A 17049-nucleotide genomic window follows, 5' to 3' on the forward strand; every position below is an offset into this window, starting at 1 on the left:
TGATTCCTGGTGTTGTTAACTCGGCCGCACCTTGTTGAGCTTGTGCTCGACAAAGGCCGTCAGCCGATCCTGCGTCGCGGGGTCGCTTTGCGCCACCGCAGCCATCAGCGCTTCCGTCATCAGGCCGTCGTTGATCGACTGGTCCGCAATGCGTGGCAGCACATGCATCACCGCATAGTTGGTAGTGGGCGCATTGCCTGCGATTTTTTTCGCCAGCTCCATCGCCTTCGCCAGGCCCTCGCCCTGGCCAACCAGGTATTGCGACATCCCGGCGCGGTGGCCTTCTTCGGCGGTCAGCACGCGGCCGGTCAGCATCATGTCCATCATGCACGGCACGCCGATCAGGCGCGGTATGCGCACCGAGCCGCCGCCGCCGACGAAGAGGCCGCGCTGGCCTTCCGGCAATGCATAGAAGGCCGTGGGTTCGGCAACGCGGATATGGGTCGAGGCGGCCAGCTCCATGCCGCCGCCCACGGTTGCGCCCTTCATCACGCTGATCACCGGCACGCGGCCGAACTGGATACGCTCGAAGGCATGGTGCCAGCTGCGCGAATGATGCATGGCCTCGACGGCATTGCGCCCGCGCACTTCCGACAGGTCGAGCCCGGCGCAGAAATGGTCGCCGTTGCCCTGCACGACGACGGCCCTGGTGTGCTCGGGAAGGCATTCGAAGAAACGGTGCAGGCCGTGTATCGCATCGTCGTTCAGCGCATTGCGCTTGGCGGCACGGTTGATGGAGACGATGGCGACGGCTTCGTCGACTTGCACCGACAGGCTGTCCGTGATGTGTGGTTGATCCATGTGAATCTTTGGCTGAACTCGAAGATGGCGGGTGATGAATGCGGTGTACTCAGGGAAGATTCCTTGCCCCGGCCTTGGCCTGCAGCAGGCCGATCAGCAGCTGGTCGCGTTCGGCGGTCAGCATGTGCTGCTGCCGCTCGCCGAGCTCCTGATCAACGCCGGCAACGATCTGTTCCTTGAGCTCGGGCGTAATCGAAGGCGCGCCGAGATCGGCCCACCAGTTCTCGATCGGCGGCCCGAGATGATTGAGCAGATGATGCATGCCGCCTTCTCCGCCCGACAGATGCAGGTTGACGAACGGACCCATCAGCGCCCAGCGCAGTCCGGGGCCATAGGCGATCGCGGTATCGATGTCGGCCACGGTCGCCACACCCTGTTCAACCAGGTGAAAGGCTTCGCGCCACAGGGCAGCCTGCAGCCGGTTGGCGATATGACCCTTGACTTCCTTGCGCGGATGAATCGGACGCTTGCCGATGGCGGTGTAGAAATCCATGGCCTGCTGCACCGCCAGCGCGGAAGTCTTCTCGCCGCCGATGACTTCGACCAGCGGAATCATGTGCGGCGGATTGAACGGATGGCCGAGCAGCACGCGCTCGGGATGGCGGCAGGCCGACTGCACCTTGCTCATCAGCAGACCCGAGGAGCTCGATGCAAGAATCACGTCGGCAGGCAATACCGCATCCATGCGCCGGAACAGATCGATCTTCAGCTGCTCGTTTTCCGGCCCGTTTTCCTGCACGAAGTCGGCGCCTGCCAGCGTGGCTTCAAGATCTTCACTGAAACGCAGGCGGTTCCGGGAAGCACCTTCGGCCAGGCCGAGCGTTTCCAGGCTGGCCCAATGCCGGTCTACGGCGGCGCGCAGCCGTTCTTCTGCGCCGGACGAAGGGTCGGTGCAGCTGACGTCCAGGCCCTGCGCCAGAAAATAGGCGGCCCAGCTGGCGCCGATGACGCCGGTGCCGACCACCGCCACTGTCTTCACTTTGCGAATTCCGCTCATGTTCCTGTTTTCTCGGTTTTGGCACGCAGGCATTGCGCCCGGTGTTCCGTTCTGTTTTCTCAGGCAGCTTTCCTGCGCGTGAAAAGCTGCGTCATTTCCTTCAATGTCTGCTGCACGGTCTTGCCGGAAGTCTCGAGCGTCGCATGCGCCAGCGCATACAGTTCGGCACGCGCCTCCAGCGTGTAATGAATGTTCTCCATCGCTTCCTTCTGCAGCTGCGGGCTGGCGATGCGCGCATCGTGCTGCGCCATTACGCGGGCGAAATGTTCGTCCGGAGCAGCCTTGAGCCACACGTTGTAGAACGAATGCAGCAGCAGCTCATAGGTTGCCGCCTCGGCAACGATGCCGCCGCCCGTTGCCAGCACGACCTGCGGATAGGTGGCAATCACCCGCTCCAGGCAGCGCCGCTCCAGCCGGCGGTAACCCGCCTGCCCGTACAGCCAGAAGATTTCCTTCAGGTTGACGCCGGCTTCCTTTTCGATTTCCCTGTTGAGTTCGACGAAAGGCACGTCGAACTGCCTGGCGAGCATCGGCCCCAGCGTCGACTTGCCCGCTCCGCGCAAGCCGATCAGGGCAATGCGCAGCGAACCCGGCGCCTGTCCCTCCGGGCCGGCATGCTTGGCGGTGTAGTCGGCCAGCCACTGGCGGATTTCGCTGAGCTGTTCATGCGACTGCCGCTTGAGCAGTTCAACGATCAGCGCATAGTCGGCGCCATAGCGTTCATTGTCCGACAGCAGGTTCTCCAGGGGCAGGCTGAGCGCCGTCGCCAATCGGTAAAGCACGGCTATGGAAATATTGCCGTCGCCCTTTTCCACCCTGGACAGATAGGGCAACGAGATGCCTGACTCGTCGGCGAGCTGCTTCATCGTCATCGCCCTTGCCGCGCGGGCGGAACGCACGCGCTGGCCGAGGCGCAGGGACAGCGCCGTGGTGAATTCCTCGCTGTCCTGCCGGATTTCCCGCTGCGGCTTGCTCGCCTTCGCTTCCGGAGCAGCATTGTCCGGCCGTGCGGGTGCCGCCGCATTTTTCCCTGCCTTACCCGCTGCCTTGCTCCTGGTCGTTGCCATTGCCGCTTCCCTATTCAAAACCTCGTTGCAATCCGCCTCTCGTCCCGCAGGCTTGCGCCTGCGGCGGGCCAATCCGAGATTATGTCATCCGGACAGCTTGTCCAAGAAGGGCAGCAAAAGTTCTTCTACAAGTCGTGTCTTTTTCCCTTCTCCCGCAAGCGGAAGAAGGGCCGGGGGTGAGGGGATTGGTCAAGACCGCTCTTCGTCACAACCGCCCTCACCCCAACCCTCTCCCGCTTGCGGGAGAGGGAGCGAAATACCAATGCACGGGTCATGTCAAAAAATTTCTACGCACTTGCCTGGACAGCCTCACGCACCCGCCCCGCCAATACCGTTCATGCCTTTTCAAGCAGGATCGCGATGCCCTGCCCGCCGCCGGCACAGGCGGAAGATACGGCAAACTGGACATCGCCCTGCGCCAGCTGGCGTGCCGCCGTATGGGTCAGGCGCACGCCGGACGCCGCCAGCGGATGGCCGATGGCAATGGCGCCGCCGTGCACATTGACCTTGGCACGGTCGAGATCCAGCTCCCGTTCAACCGCAAGATATTGCGCGCCGAATGCCTCGTTGATTTCATAGCGGCCGATGTCGCGAATGCTCATGCCGGCCTTGTCCGCGACCGCGCGGATCGCCGGCGCCGGGCCGATGCCCATGATCTCCGGCGGCACGCCCACCACGCTGCCGGCGGCGATGCGGGCCAGCGGCTTGAGGCCATGGGCGCGTACATAGTCGCCAGACGCTACCAGGACCGCGGCCGCTCCGTCGACGATGGCGGAGCTGTTGCCGCCGGTCTGCACGCCGCCGAAAGCCGGCCTTAGTTTCTGCAGCACCTCATAAGGCGTTACCCTCACATGCTCGTCCCGCGCAAACTGCTCCACCTTGCGCGGCAGCTTGATGCCGCGCGGCTGATAGCCGTCCAATGTCCATTGCTGACTGGTGACCGGCACCACTTCGCCTTCGTAATAGCCGCTGTCCCAGGCTGCTGCCGCGCGGGCAAAGCTGCCTTCCGCAAAGCGGTCCACGTCTTCACGCGCGATGCCGTATTTCTTCGCGAGGTTCTCGGCCGTATCGCCCATGCGGGTGCGTGACGCGGTATCGAGCGTGGCCTCCCAGAGGAAATCCTTGAACTCTACCTGACCCATGCGGAAACCGCTGCGATGGGTATAAGCCGCCACCGGGTTGCGCGACATCGACTCCGCGCCGACGCATAGCGCAAGCTTCGTCTTGCCGAGCGCGATCTGGTCGGCGGCGGTCAGGATGGTTTCGAAACCGGTGCCGCACAGGCGGTGCACCATCAGGGCCGGCACGGTCAGCGGCACGCCGGCATACAGGCCGATGTGGCGCGGCAGGTAATAGGCATCGAAGCTCGACTGGGCCATGTTGCCGGCGATGACCGCGCCGACATCCATGCCCGGCACACCGCTCTTCTCCAGCACCGCGCGCGCGGCGAAGATGCCGAGGTCGGTCGGCGACACGTCCTGCAGGACGCTCTGGTAATCGGCAAAGGGCGTGCGCGCGCCGGCCACCAGCCAGATATCGCTATAAGTCGAAGACAGCGCACAATTGATGTCGTATTGGTTCATGTGTTGATCGATCCGCGGTGATTTATTTCATTCGCTTCCCAGGCAGATGCATTCCCCATCGATCGCCTGCGCATACAGGCGCTCCACCAGATGCGCGCGGTTCTTCAGCACGGCCGCCTGGTTGATATAGCCCTTGTCGGTGATTTCGCCGCCGTCCACCGCGGGAGGCTCATGCATGAGCAATGCGCGCTGCGCAAACGTGGAGGATCCTCCGCCCAGCTTGCGCAGTTCGTCCAGTGCAAGCTTCACATGGCTGCGCACGGTCTCATGGGCAAGCACCTCGGCCAGCGGCGCCTCGGCGGGCAGTCCGGCAAGCTGGCGGCAGGCCGCCGCGTTGGGGAAGATCAGGAAGCAGACGCAGTCGCGGTCATGTCCTGCCACCACCACATCCTGCGCAACCGGCGCCAGCTTCTCCACCGCCTTGAGCCGCAGGTTGCCCACGCTGACCCAGGTGCCGGTGGTCAGCTTGAAATCTTCGGTCACGCGGCCGTCGAACACCAGCCCGAGATGCGGCCGCTCGGGATCGGCGAAGCGCACCGCATCGCCGATCAGATAGAAGCCTTCTTCGTCGAAGGCCTTGGCGGTCACGTCCGGCTGCTTGTAATAGCCGGGCGTCACGATCGGTCCCCTGACGCGCACTTCCATCTTGTCGCCGTTGGGCACCAGCTTCAGCGACACGCCGGGAATCGGCAGGCCGATCACGCCGGACCGTTCCGCCTGGTAGTGGCAGTCGGTGGCCAGGGGCGAGGTCTCGGTCGAGCCCCATGCGGTTACCATCGGCAGTGCGTGGCCGAGCTCCTGCCTGGACAGTTCGATCAGCGCATCCCACAGATACTGCGGCAGCGCCGCCGCTGCATAGAAGATGACCTGGAGGCGGGAAAAGAATGCCTGGCGCAATTCCGCGTCGGCGCGCAGTGCCGGCACGAGCATGTCGAAACCGCGCGGCACGTTGAGATACAGCGTGGGGCGCACCTCGCGCAGGTTCCGGATGCTCGCATCGAACAGGCCGGGCATGGGTTTGCCCGTATCAATGTAGAGCGTTCCGCCGTGCATCAGGATCAGGTGGAGGTTGTGGTTGCTGCCGAAGGTATGATTCCAGGGAAGCCAGTCCAATAGCACCGGCGGCGTCTCGGTGAGAAACGGCCAGAGCTGGGCCTTGCCCTGCTGGCTCGAGACCAGCATGCGCTGGGTATTGATCACGCCCTTGGGATCGCTGGTCGAGCCGGACGTGAACAGGATCTTCGCAATGGTCTCCTCGTTCACGCGGGAAAACGCGTTTGCAACCGCTGCCGCATCCGCTTCTTTCAGCAGTGAGGAAAACCCGACCGCACCGGCGGCAAAATCGCCGTCCCCCGCACTGACAAGCGTCGCATCATGAAGCCCGCCGATCGCAGCCAGCGCGCCGGCGAACTTGCCGCAGTCGGCCGCATAGATCACGCCCGGATCGAGCCGGGCGATCAGGCTCTTGAGCTTGGCATGGTCCTTCGATACCAGGGAGTAGGCGGATGAGATGGACGAATAAGGCACGCCGATATGCATGCAGGCCAGCATCAGCAAGCCGTGTTCGACACTATTATCCGACAGCACCACCACCGGCCGATCGGCGCTTGCCTTGCTTTTCAACAGCCAGGTCGCGATCGCCGTGACCTTGCGCATGGCCTCCCCGTAAGTGACGCCGGCCCAGGCGCCGCCGGCATCGCGTTCGAGCAGGAAGTCCCTGTCGGGCGCCTGGGACGCCCATTTTTCGAGGTACATGCCGATGCAGCGCTCATGCGGCTCGAGCGGCATCGGCGAGCTCACCAGCAGGCTGCCGTCGGCGCGCCGCTCAACGGAGATCTTCGGTTCCGCAAAGCGCGCCGCGCTTGTCATGATTCCATTCATCTCGACCTCGCCTTACTTGTCGCTGAGCAGCTTCCAGTCGCCCTTTTCAACCTGGACCAGCACGCGCGCACGCGCATCGTGGCCGAAATGGTCGTTTGGCTTCATGTTGAAGACGCCATGCGTGCCCACCACTTCCTTGTTGGTTTCCAGCGCTTCGCGCAGTGCCTGGCGGAATTCCGGCGTGCCCGGCTTGGCCTTCTTCAGTGCCACCGGGGCAGCCGATGCGAACAGAAGATAAGCGTCGTACATGTGTGCGCCGAACGAGGACAGCGAGCCTTGTCCGTACTTTTCCTCGTACTGCTTGCTGTATTCGATACCGACTTTCTTGGAGGGATGGCTGTCAGGCAGCTGGCTGGCCACGGTCACCGGCCCTGCGGGCAGGATGGTGCCGTCGACCGCCTTGCCGCCGACGCGGATGTATTCCTTGGTCGCGGTGCCATGGGTCTGGTAGATCTGTCCCTTGAAGCCGCGGTCTAGCAGCGTCAGCTGCGGCAGTGCCGACGGCGTGCCCGAGGCCGCGACCAGGATCGCATCGGGCTTGGCATTGGCCAGCTTCAGGGCCTGCCCGGTGACGCTGGTGTCGGTGCGGTTGAAGCGCTCCACCGCGGACATCTTGATGCCTGCGGCTTCGGCGGCCTTCGTCATTTCCTTGAGCCAGCTTTCGCCGTAGCCGTCGCTGTAGCCGATGAAACCGAGCGTCTTGACGTTGTTCGCCTTCATGTGTTCGGCCAGCGCCTGCGCCATCACCATGTTGTGCTGCGGGCTGCGGAAAACCCATGTGTTCTTGTCGCCAGCGATATCGATCGGGGACAGGGACAGCTGCGGCGTCTTCGTTTCATTCGCCACTTCGGCAACCGCCATCGCCGGCGGCACGGAGGAAGAGCCGATGATGATGTCGACATTGTTTTCGGTCACCAGCTTGCGCGCGTTCTTCGACGCCGTGGTGGCGTCGGTGCCGTCGTCCAGCACGATGTAGTTGATCTTTTCGCCGCCGATGGCCGTGGGCAGCAATGCAACCGTGTTCTTCTCGGGAATGCCCAGCGCCGCACCCGGACCGGTTGCGCAAAGAGTGATGCCGACATTGATATCGGCCAGCGCGGAGCCTGCAAAGCCGGCGAGTGCCAGCGATGCCGCGACTGCGGTGAGCTTGGATGTGTTGCTCATGTGTCTCCTCCAATGGTTAGGATGGGGTTGCTCCGCGGGAAGGTATTTTTTATGAAGCGGCAGCGAGCAAAATATACTATAGATTAAATTCGCATCAAAATTATTTTTATAGTTTAGATGCGTTTCGTCAGGAGCGGGATGATCACCCTGTCTGCGTGCCTGATCCCTCAGGTTTAGAGCAAGAGCCGCATTTCTCCTTACAGTGCGCGGCGATCCAACTGCATCGTGTCGGCTGCAGACCGCCACCTTGACGGCGGTTCGTGCCGAATTTCTGCCGCCACTTTCACTGGAGTCGGAAAACGCCTTACCTATCAATGGCTTGCGGAACCTTCGCCCTGCTTTCGCGGTGCTGGCACACCCCCTGCTATATCTCCTTCAAGCGCAACAAACGCTGACTTCCCAACCAAGCCCTTGTCCTTCAGGAGAACCGCCATGAAAACACTGATCATCAAAGACCTGCCTGCCGCTGCCGAACTCGATGCAAAGTCCATGACTGCAGTACGCGGCGGCACCGGCTTCCACCGGATGCCCGCCCTTTTCGCCAGCCCGCTGGTCAGCATCTCCAAGCACGAGCTCAACTTCGGCGCCGAACAGCTGCTGGGCCAGGAACAGAACACCCAGGTCAACAACGGCAACAACGTCGCCTTCGCCTCCGGCATCAAGTCGACCGTCAACCCGACACAGACCGGCAAGAACACCATCAACTTCATGTCGTAAGCAGCACCAGCCAAAGCATCGGCACCATCAACACATCACTTCGCCACTCAACGCATAGGAGCATCAGCATGAAAGCACTGAACATCAAGGACCTGTCCGCTTCCAAGGACCTCGATCAGAAAGACATGGCAGCCGTCTCCGGCGGCACCTACCACGGCCGCTACGTTGGCTCCTGGGGACCGCTGGTAAGCGTCGCCAAGAGCGAGCTCAACTTCGACGCCGCCCAGTCGCTGGGCCAGGAGCAGAACACGCTGGTCAACAACGGCAACAACGCGGCCTTCGTGCACGGCATCAAGTCGGATGTGAACCCGACCCAGACCGGCAAGAACACCATCAACTTCATGTCGTAATGCAGTAGTCAAGCCTTGATGACGGATACCGGTGGAGGCATTGCCTCCACCGTAACGCATTGCGCGTTAGAAGCAGCATCGTATTGATGCTGGAGGAAACTGGCAGTTTGCAGGCAAGGCGGAAATAGCTTGCTTCCCGCCTCGCCTGCGGAAGAAGCTACTTTGCCTCGTAGGCTGCAGGGTCGCCGGAATCGGTGGGCTTGGCGATCGCAGCCTTCAGGGCGTCGCTCATCGGAATATTCAGGTTGACTCCCTTGGGCGGAATGGGCGACTGGAACCACTTGGTGTAGATGCGGTTGATCTCGCCCGACTTCATCAGGCCGGCCACGGCGGCGTCCACCACTTTCTTGAATTCCGGATCGTCGCGCCGCAGCATGATGCCGTAGGGCTCGACCGACAAGGCTTCTTCGGTGATCGCATAGTCGGACGGCGACTTGGAGCTCGCCGCAAGCGACGCGAGCAGCACGTCGTCCATCGCGAAAGCCACCGCCCGGCCGGTTTCAACCATCAGGAAGGCTTCGGCATGGTCCTTGGCCGCCTGGATAGACATGCCGAGATTGCGTTCCGAGTTCAATGCGGTCAGCTGCTTGATGTTCGATGTGCCCGAGGTGGACACCAGGGTCTTGCCTTTCATGTCGTCCAGGGTCTTGATGCTCGACGATTTCTTGGCAAGCAGCCGATTGGCCGTGACAAAGGTGGTGGGCGCAAACGTCACCTGCTTCTGCCGTTCCAGGTTATTGGTGGTCGATCCGCACTCGAGATCGATGGTGCCGTTTGCCATCAGGGGTATGCGCGTCGCCGATGTCACCGGGTTCATTTTCACCTGCAGCGATGTCAGGCCCAGGTGCTTCTGCACGGCCGTCACCACTTTCATGCAGATGTCGACCGAGTAGCCCTGATAGGACTGCTTGTCATCAAGATAGGAAAACGGAATCGAGGAGTCGCGCACGCCGAGCGTGATCGTGCCGGTATCCTTGATCTTTTTCAGCGTGCCGCCTTCCTGCGCATGGGCAACTCCTGCTACGCCCGCCATGCTGATGCCTGCCACCAGCACCGCCATCAGTTTCTTCAGCGTCATGATATCTCCTTGAAATGGTCTTTCGTTTCTAAGTGTCTTACCGCACCTGCGCCTGATACCCGTTAATTTATTTCGCATCCGCCCGCGATCGGCATGATCATGATGCCAACTGATATGCCTCCATGTCCAGTTCGGGACGTTCCCCACTCAGTTGCCGGGCAATAAGAGAAGCGCTCCCGCATGCCAGCGTCCAGCCGAGGCCGCCGTGGCCGGTATTCAGGTACAGCCGCTTCACCGGCGACGGTCCGATGACGGGCAGGCCGGTAGGCGTGGCCGGCCGGAAGCCCGCCCAGGGCGACAATGCCGCCGAGGCGAGCCGGCCTGCGGCCTGCGGGAAAAGTGCCGTCGTGCCGGACTTGAGTTCCTCGATTGCACGCTCCGGAATGCGCTTGTCATGGCCGACCAGTTCGACGCGGCCGGCCACGCGCAAGTCGTCGCCGATACGCGCATACACGATTTTCCGGGAAGCGTCGGTGATGGAAATCCGGGGCGCTGCATGCTCGTTCAGTCCGGCAAGCCCGAGCGTGATGCTGTAGCCCTTCAGCGGGTAGACCGGCAACGCGAAGCCGGCCTGCCGCGCGAAACCCGCGCTGCCCGCGCCCATCGTCAATACGAAGGCGTCGGCCTCCAGCTTTTCATTGCGGCCGATTCGCACGGCATTGAGCTGCCCGCGGCTCATGTCCGCTCCGGTGACCGCCGCTCCGCCCCGGAAGCGGAACCCAGGCTTCGATCGCAGTGCATTCAGCAAACCCTGGCAGAACAATGCGCAGTTGCCGACCTCCTCATCCGCCGTATAAACACCACCCGCCCAGTCTCTCTGCGACGACTGCAGTGCCGGCTCGAGACCAAGGCATGCATCCGCATCCAGGACGTCCTGCCGGCTGCCATGATGTGCCTGGAATTCCACCTGGCGGCGTGCCGCTTCGAAAGAGGCTTGCTCGGTGAACATCACCAGCTTTCCGGCGATGCGGTGCTGGAAATCCAGCGATTCCAGCGCGGGATCGGCGCGCAGCCGCGTCATTTCCCGGCGGCTGAGATAGGCAAGCTGCAGGAGAGATACGGTAGTCTGCCTCGCCCGCTCGGCGTTGCACGCTTTCAGGAACTGCATGAGCCAAGTCCATTGGGCGGCGTCCGGCGTGGGCTTCATGGTCAGCGGCGAATGGCGGCTGAACAGGTAATGCGGCCACTTGGTCCAGACCGAGGGATCGGCCAGCGGCGCGACATAGGAATAGCTGAGCTGCGCGCCGTTCCCATAGCTTGCGCCAAGGCCTGCCCCCTCCTGCGCGTCGATCAGGGTGACTTCGTGGCCTGCCGCCAGCAGATAGTAGGACGTCGTGACGCCGATGACGCCGGCTCCCAGAACGCAGATATGCATATGAAACCTTGCCTCCTTGCCTGCGTGGTCGATGCTCAGGCATTCGCACGCAAGAGATGATTCCAGATCCGCTCGACCGCGGGCCTTCTGTTGCTGCGGTCGCGGTAGATGCGGATATCCATGACGCCGCACCAGGACGACGCGCCGGGCGCTTCGCCATTTGCCGGCGCATCCGCCGCCAGGACAAGAATGCCCTCCTTCACTTCCCGTCTTGCCGCGCTTTCCGGCAGCCACGCCACGCCGTGCCCGTGCACGGCCATCATCTTCAGGCCTTCCGCCAGGTCGCCCTCGAAGCGGCGGAACAGATGCACCTGCTCCGGGCCGTCTCCCAGGATCTTGTCGACGATGCGTCCGAGCGAAGCGCTCGACGAATAGCTGAGAAAAGGCACCGGCCTGGCGGCGGTGCCGGGGAGACGATGCACGGGCTTGCCCGACGCATCGGCCTTCGAGTAGGGCCGGATGAATTCAAGCCCCAGCTTCAAGCCTTCGTAACGCTGGGCGTCGAGTTCGACCGACTGGAACGCATGGTGGTAGCACATCAGCAGATCGCAGTTGCCGCCCACCAATTCCATCACCGAGTCGTGCACGTTCGTCGCCACCATCCTGACCGCCATCGTCCCGACGCTGGCTTCGACCTCATTGAGCCACCAGGGGAAATAAGTCAGCGACAGGGTATGCGGCATGGCAAAGGAGACAACCGACTGCACATCCGCCGCCTGCCCTCTCAGCACGGAACGGGAGTGGATCGCCTGTGACAGCATTTCGCGGGCATGCACGAGAAACGTCTCGCCGGCGGACGTGAGACGCGTCGGATAGACGGCGCGGTCGAACAGCTCGGCGCCCAGCCAGCTTTCCAGGGCGCGGATGCGCCGCGAAAACGCGGGCTGGGTCATGTTTCTCAGCTTGGCCGAGCGGCTGAAATTCAGCGTCTCGGCCACGGAAAGAAAATCCTCGATCCACTTAGTCTCCATGTCTGCCTTTTCTCGCTGCGCTTCATGCATCGGTAATGTGATGCACGCATTATGCATGCAGGAACTATACAAAATCGCATGCCGGATGTCGCATGCCGTTTTTGCACCGGCGGACGCGCCGTCGCTGCCGAATACGTCCAGCTTGCCGCACTCCGGGCTGCCATCAGCCGGATTGCATCGGCAAGGCGGTGCTTTTATTGCATAGCGCCCTGAACGACGTGCTTTAAATTTCCTTGATGCAAGTGAAGCGGACTTGCATGAAGGCATGCGTTTGTCCCAACAATTGGGAATGCATTCCAATTATTGACTCACTCCCGTTACGAGACCAGACTAGCTCATAACTGATGCGAGGGACCATGAACAAGCCAGTGGAACTCTACATTGCAGAGCGTCGCGAAGAAGACCCGTCATTCGGCGGACTGCTTGCGAAAGGTTTCGCGCTGCTGCGCTGCTTCGTCAACGAACCCCGGCCGATGGGCAACAGCGAACTCGTGGAGAGGCTGCAGCTGCCCCGCGCAACCGTATCGCGCTTGTGCAGGACGCTCTACCAGCTCGGCTATCTCGACTGGGACCCGAGGCTCGACAAGTACTTCGTCGGTGCGCAGGTGCTGGGGCTGGGCTATCCCTACCTGCTCGGACTGCAGGTGCGCCACATCGCCCACCCGCTGATGCAGCAGGTCGCCGATACGATCGAGGGCGCGGTGTCGATGGGCGTGGCGCATCATCTCGAAGTCACGTATCTGGAATCCTGCGCGCACAAGGAAGGCACGCCGGCAAAACCCGGCGCCGGGGCCACGCGCTCCGTGCTGACCACCGCCATGGGAAGAGCCTATCTGGCGACATTGTCGAAGAACGACCTGACCAGAATCCTGGCGGATGCCAAGCGCGAGCGTCCCGATGAGTACAACGCGTCCATCGACGCGGTTCGCTTCAACATCGCCAATTATCCCAAGCGCGGCTTCGCGCTCAATGAAGGCGATGCCGGACTTGGCGTGCATGGCGTGGGCGTGTATTCCAAGATCGTTCACCTGAACCGGCCGCTGCTGTTCAACTGCGCGATGCCGGGCACACAGGTCAAGCGCGGCATGCTGGAAAAGCGGGTTGCGCCGCTGCTGATGGAAATGACGCGCGCCATCGAGCGCGCGGTGGGTTTGCCGATCTGAATCGGCCCGTAAGCCTGCACCTGCGTATTCGGCGCCATCGTGCGCAACACGTTAACGGATCGGGTTGCAGTCGCAACCAGCTTTACTTTTGCAGTACGGCCGCGTGTGCATCGGCTGCACCAGGGGCACAAGCCATTGAAGAGAGGCGCCGCCAAACGCGACGCCCGGGCACGGTATTGAAAACAACCAAGGAGACACGCATGAACCATCCCGCAGCGCCGGTGTATGACGCGCCGGTGTACGCTTCCGCGCTGGAAGCCTACGTCGCATCCGCTGCCATCCCGCTGGTCATTTACGGCTATCCCCTCACCGAAGCGATACGCACCTGCCGTCTCCAAACCTCGGTCGCCGAAGTCACGGGATACGGCAGGGCGCCGGTGAACGCACTGTCGGCCAGCGAGCGGCAGTGGACGCACGAGGACCGCGACATCGTCACGCCGGCCAACGACCTGCTGTACTTCTGCGGCTGGGTGAACCTGGCCGACGGACCGGTGACATTGTCCATTCCAGCCCGCCCCGATGCCGACCGCTATTTCGTGGTCGAACTGCTGGATGCGTTCACCGACAATTTCCTCAACCTCGGCCTGCGCAACGTACCGTCAGAAGGCGGGCGCTTTCGCCTGCTGGGGCCGGGACAAGCTGCAAGCAATGACGGCGCCACCGACGTGCACTGCCCGACCACGCTCGTCTGGATGCTGGGACGGGTGCTCGTGAACGGCGAACAGGATCTGGCGGCGGCCCGCAGCTTTCAATGGGGATTTGCAATCACGGAACATCCGGGCAGCCGCCGCCCGCTGTGCGTCGAGCGCTGGGTCGGCGGCAACGACCCGGCAATCGATTTCTTCCAGAACCTGTTCGCGGCATTGAAAGAATTCCCGCCGGCCCCGCATGAAGTCGGTTTGCTGGCACTGCTGCGGCGCGTCGGCATCCGCATCGAGGAGGGCGTTGATGTGGCCAGCCTGAAGCCGGTGGTGGTGCAGGGCCTCGTCAATGCATACCAGCAAGGCATGAAGCTGATCGAAACCAATACCCGCAGCCAGTTCCGCAAAAGCTGGGGCTACAGCCTGAAACTGGGCAAATGGGGAGACGACTATCTGCTGCGCGCCACAACGGCGATGAAAGGACTTGGCGCGCTGTCGGCGGATGAGGCGGTGTATGCGCTGGGCGACTATGATGCGGACGGTCGTCAGCTTGACGGCTCACAGCGTTATGAACTCCGCTTCGGCCCCGGCATGCTGCCGCCCGCAGAAGCCTTCTGGTCGGTGTCGTTGTACGGCACGGATTTCTATTTCGTCGACAATCCGATCGGCCGCTACGCCATCGGCAACCGCACGCCCGGCCTGCGCATGGAGCCTGATGGCAGCCTCGCCCTCACGATCAGCCACGAGGCGCCCGCAGATACCGCGAACTGGCTGCCGGCGCCGAGCGGGCCGTTCTACCTGATCTTGCGGCTCTACCATCCGAGCGCCGGTTTCATCCGCGGCGAATACGTGATCCCGGCCGTGCGCCGCATCGATTGAGGAGACAGCATGCTGACCGATACACGCACGACCCTGCCCGCGACCCCGTCGTCCGCATCGACTGGTGCCGCCAATACTGCCGACGCCGCACTGCTGCGCGAAGCCATTCTCTATACCTTGCCGCTGTATGAAATGGCACGCATGCGCGCCATGACCTGCCCGCGCCGCGATACCTCCGGTGCGTACGCCGGCGACTCGCCGGAATCGATGCTGCGCTGGGTCAACCACTTCATCCATACGCGGCAACTGCTCGGCCCTCAGCATCGCCAGGTCGTGACGCCGAACAACGATACGCTCTACACCAATGCCTGGCTCGACCTGTCGGAAGGGCCGGTGCTGCTCCGCGTGCCCGACAGCGGCAGCCGCTACTATGTGCTGGGATTGCTCGACTTCTATACCAATCCCTTCGGCTACATCGGCACGCGCACCACCGGCAATGCAGCCGGAAGCTATTTCCTTCACGGCCCCGGCTGGAAGGGCGACGTTCCGCAAGGTGCAGTCCCGATGGCCTGCCCGACCGATGCGGTGTGGATCATTGGCCGCATCATGGCCGACGGCACCGCCGACCTGCCGGCCGCGCACGCCTTCCAGGACGGATTCACCCTGAAGTCGGCGGACGGCTCGTACGCCCAGCGCCGCTTCGATGTCGGCATGCGGCCCGGGGAGCAGCCGGGCGATCCGGCGCGCTACGTCGATGTGGTCGCCGCCGCGCTGCGCGCCAATCCGCCGCCCGCACATGAGGCATCGCTGGCCGCAAGCTTCGCCCCGCTCGGCATCGGAGCGGATGTTTCATCGGCATCGCTGGATGGCAGGCAGCTGGAGGCGATCGGCAATGGAATCAGGACCGTGCTGGACGAGATCGGCGCACCGCAGCCGTCCGACCTCGGCGGCGGCTGGTTCATTCCGGTCGAAGTGCACCAGTCGTTCGGCGACAACTACTTCGCCCGTGCGCAGGTGGCGCGCAATTACATCGGCGCGCTGGGCGTCGAGGAGGCGATGTACATCATGGCCGATTGCGACAGCGAAGGCGCGCCGCTCGACGGAAGGCATGCCTACGAACTGCACTTCACACCTGGCCGGCTGCCGCAGGTCGATGCATTCTGGTCCGTCACGCTGTACGACAAGGCCGACTGCATGCTGGTCGACAATCCGCTCGACCGATATTCGCTGGGTGACCGTTCACCCAACCTGCTGCATGAACCCGACGGCGGCCTGCGCCTGTATTTCGGAGCCGATGCGCCGGCCGATCCGGCATACCGCAACAACTGGATTCCCGCGCCGTCCGCAGCCTTTTATCTGACGCTGCGCCTGTACGTGCCGCATGCCGCACATTTGGACAAGACGTTTGCCTACCCTTCGATCACCCGCCTTGCGTGAGGATAATGATTATGGATTACCGGAAACTGTTCCCTTCCTCTGCCTGCGCCGCCCGCCTCTGCGCGCTTGCACTGACCGCCTTTGCGTCCGCCGCCCACGCCCAGAGCTGGCCGACGAGAGCCGTGACCATCGTCTCGCCTTACGGCGCGGGCGGTTCCAACGACGTGTCGGTCCGCATCATCGCCAAGGAACTCGAAACCAAGTACGGCCAGCCCTTCATCGTCGAGAACAAGCCGGGCGGCGGAACCCGCATCGCCAACGATTATGTCGCCCGCGCCCGTCCCGACGGCTATACCCTGCTGTGGGCAGCGGCGCCATTCGCCATTACCGCGGCAGCAGGCATCAAGACGCCGTATGACATTCACAAGAACTTCATCCCCGTCGGTCCGCGCGTGACCGGCCCCGTCTTCCTGACGGTTCCCGCCGACTCGCCGGTGCGCACCCTGCCCGACTTCATCAAGATGGCGCGCAGCAAACCCGAAGGCGTGACCTTCGCCTCGCCCGGCATCGGCTCCGGCCCGCATCTCGCCGCCGAACTGTTCGGCCTGAAGAGCAGCTTCAAGGTAACCAATGTCCACTACCGCGGCGACGCAGCCGCTTATACCGACCTCGTCGGCGGCCGGGTCGATGCGGCGCTGACCGCCATCACGAGCGCGCTGTCGCATGTGAAGTCCGGCAAGCTGCGCGTGCTGGCAGTGGCCTCGGAAAGCCGCACGCCGGTCTATCCGGACGCACCGACCTTCAAGGAAGCCGGCGGACCGGATATTGCAGGCTACGGCTGGTTCGCCTTCATGGCGCCGGCCGGCACGTCGCCGGCTATTGCGCAGCAGCTTAACCGCGACGCCAATGCCGTTCTCAACAACCCGGAAATCGCCCAGAAACTGATCGGACTCGGCCTGCAGCCGACGCCGGCGACCAGCGCCGAACTGGGCGCCTTCATCGACGCCGAGGTGCAGAAATGGTCATTGGTGATCAAGCAGGCCGGCATCGTACTCGAATGAACGC

Annotated in this window: 15 protein-coding genes; 6 read left to right on the forward strand and 9 right to left on the reverse strand. The window is 62.9% G+C overall.

Annotated elements, in window-relative coordinates; genetic code table 11:
* Positions 1 to 15: 15 nt before the first annotated feature.
* The 6 genes from IGW03_RS23435 to IGW03_RS23460 all read right to left on the reverse strand — a co-directional run bounded on the left by IGW03_RS23435 (position 16) and on the right by IGW03_RS23460 (position 7493).
* Positions 16 to 801, reverse strand: coding sequence for a crotonase/enoyl-CoA hydratase family protein (locus tag IGW03_RS23435; RefSeq protein WP_194724952.1), 786 nt, complete (start codon positions 799 to 801; stop codon positions 16 to 18).
* Between the two features lie 49 nt (positions 802 to 850).
* Positions 851 to 1798, reverse strand: a complete 948-nt coding sequence (locus IGW03_RS23440) for a 3-hydroxyacyl-CoA dehydrogenase NAD-binding domain-containing protein (protein WP_194724953.1) — start codon at positions 1796 to 1798, stop codon at positions 851 to 853.
* A gap of 59 nt (positions 1799 to 1857) precedes the next feature.
* The gene (locus IGW03_RS23445) at positions 1858 to 2865 is read right to left on the reverse strand and encodes a helix-turn-helix transcriptional regulator (RefSeq protein WP_194724954.1); all 1008 of its coding nucleotides are present in this window, start codon (positions 2863 to 2865) and stop codon (positions 1858 to 1860) included.
* 335 nt (positions 2866 to 3200) lie between these two features.
* On the reverse strand, positions 3201 to 4448 hold the full coding sequence (locus tag IGW03_RS23450; RefSeq protein WP_194724955.1) for a thiolase family protein: 1248 nt from the start codon (positions 4446 to 4448) through the stop codon (positions 3201 to 3203).
* Positions 4449 to 4475: 27 nt separating this feature from the next.
* Positions 4476 to 6317 (reverse strand): feruloyl-CoA synthase, encoded by a 1842-nt coding sequence (locus tag IGW03_RS23455; protein WP_228535994.1) that lies wholly within the window; start codon positions 6315 to 6317, stop codon positions 4476 to 4478.
* 24 nt (positions 6318 to 6341) lie between these two features.
* Entirely contained in the window at positions 6342 to 7493 is a 1152-nt protein-coding gene (locus IGW03_RS23460) for an ABC transporter substrate-binding protein (protein WP_194724957.1), read from the reverse strand.
* Between the two features lie 432 nt (positions 7494 to 7925).
* Here IGW03_RS23460 and IGW03_RS23465 point away from each other — a divergent pair, with 432 nt between their 5' ends.
* Together IGW03_RS23465 and IGW03_RS23470 are read left to right on the forward strand one after the other, a co-directional pair.
* Positions 7926 to 8210 carry a hypothetical protein gene (locus tag IGW03_RS23465; RefSeq protein WP_194724958.1) on the forward strand — a complete coding sequence of 95 codons (285 nt, stop codon included), beginning with the start codon at positions 7926 to 7928 and terminating at the stop codon, positions 8208 to 8210.
* A gap of 68 nt (positions 8211 to 8278) precedes the next feature.
* Positions 8279 to 8560, forward strand: a complete 282-nt coding sequence (locus tag IGW03_RS23470) for a hypothetical protein (RefSeq protein ID WP_194724959.1) — start codon at positions 8279 to 8281, stop codon at positions 8558 to 8560.
* A 157-nt stretch (positions 8561 to 8717) separates the two neighbouring features.
* On the opposite strand, the gene IGW03_RS23475 is transcribed toward IGW03_RS23470, so the two are convergent.
* The 3 genes from IGW03_RS23475 to IGW03_RS23485 all read right to left on the reverse strand — a co-directional run bounded on the left by IGW03_RS23475 (position 8718) and on the right by IGW03_RS23485 (position 11984).
* Positions 8718 to 9638, reverse strand: a complete 921-nt coding sequence (locus tag IGW03_RS23475; RefSeq protein ID WP_194724960.1) for a transporter substrate-binding domain-containing protein — start codon at positions 9636 to 9638, stop codon at positions 8718 to 8720.
* A 97-nt stretch (positions 9639 to 9735) separates the two neighbouring features.
* Positions 9736 to 11013 (reverse strand): D-amino acid dehydrogenase, encoded by a 1278-nt coding sequence (locus IGW03_RS23480; RefSeq protein ID WP_194724961.1) that lies wholly within the window; start codon positions 11011 to 11013, stop codon positions 9736 to 9738.
* Positions 11014 to 11048: 35 nt separating this feature from the next.
* Entirely contained in the window at positions 11049 to 11984 is a 936-nt protein-coding gene (locus tag IGW03_RS23485; protein ID WP_194724962.1) for a LysR family transcriptional regulator, read from the reverse strand.
* A gap of 356 nt (positions 11985 to 12340) precedes the next feature.
* On the opposite strand from IGW03_RS23485, the gene IGW03_RS23490 reads away from it, so the two are divergent.
* From IGW03_RS23490 to IGW03_RS23505, 4 genes are all read left to right on the forward strand, one after another.
* Positions 12341 to 13147: an IclR family transcriptional regulator gene (locus IGW03_RS23490; RefSeq protein ID WP_194724963.1), complete on the forward strand. Its 807-nt coding sequence runs from the start codon at positions 12341 to 12343 to the stop codon at positions 13145 to 13147.
* 200 nt (positions 13148 to 13347) lie between these two features.
* The gene (locus IGW03_RS23495; RefSeq protein ID WP_194724964.1) at positions 13348 to 14667 is read left to right on the forward strand and encodes a DUF1254 domain-containing protein; all 1320 of its coding nucleotides are present in this window, start codon (positions 13348 to 13350) and stop codon (positions 14665 to 14667) included.
* Between the two features lie 9 nt (positions 14668 to 14676).
* Positions 14677 to 16044 carry a DUF1254 domain-containing protein gene (locus IGW03_RS23500; RefSeq protein WP_194724965.1) on the forward strand — a complete coding sequence of 456 codons (1368 nt, stop codon included), beginning with the start codon at positions 14677 to 14679 and terminating at the stop codon, positions 16042 to 16044.
* Between the two features lie 11 nt (positions 16045 to 16055).
* Positions 16056 to 17045, forward strand: coding sequence for a Bug family tripartite tricarboxylate transporter substrate binding protein (locus IGW03_RS23505; protein ID WP_194724966.1), 990 nt, complete (start codon positions 16056 to 16058; stop codon positions 17043 to 17045).
* Positions 17046 to 17049 lie beyond the last annotated feature (4 nt).

It is taken from the genome of Noviherbaspirillum malthae, from assembly GCF_015352985.1.
GTDB classification, from domain to species: Bacteria; Pseudomonadota; Gammaproteobacteria; order Burkholderiales; family Burkholderiaceae_D; genus Noviherbaspirillum; species Noviherbaspirillum malthae.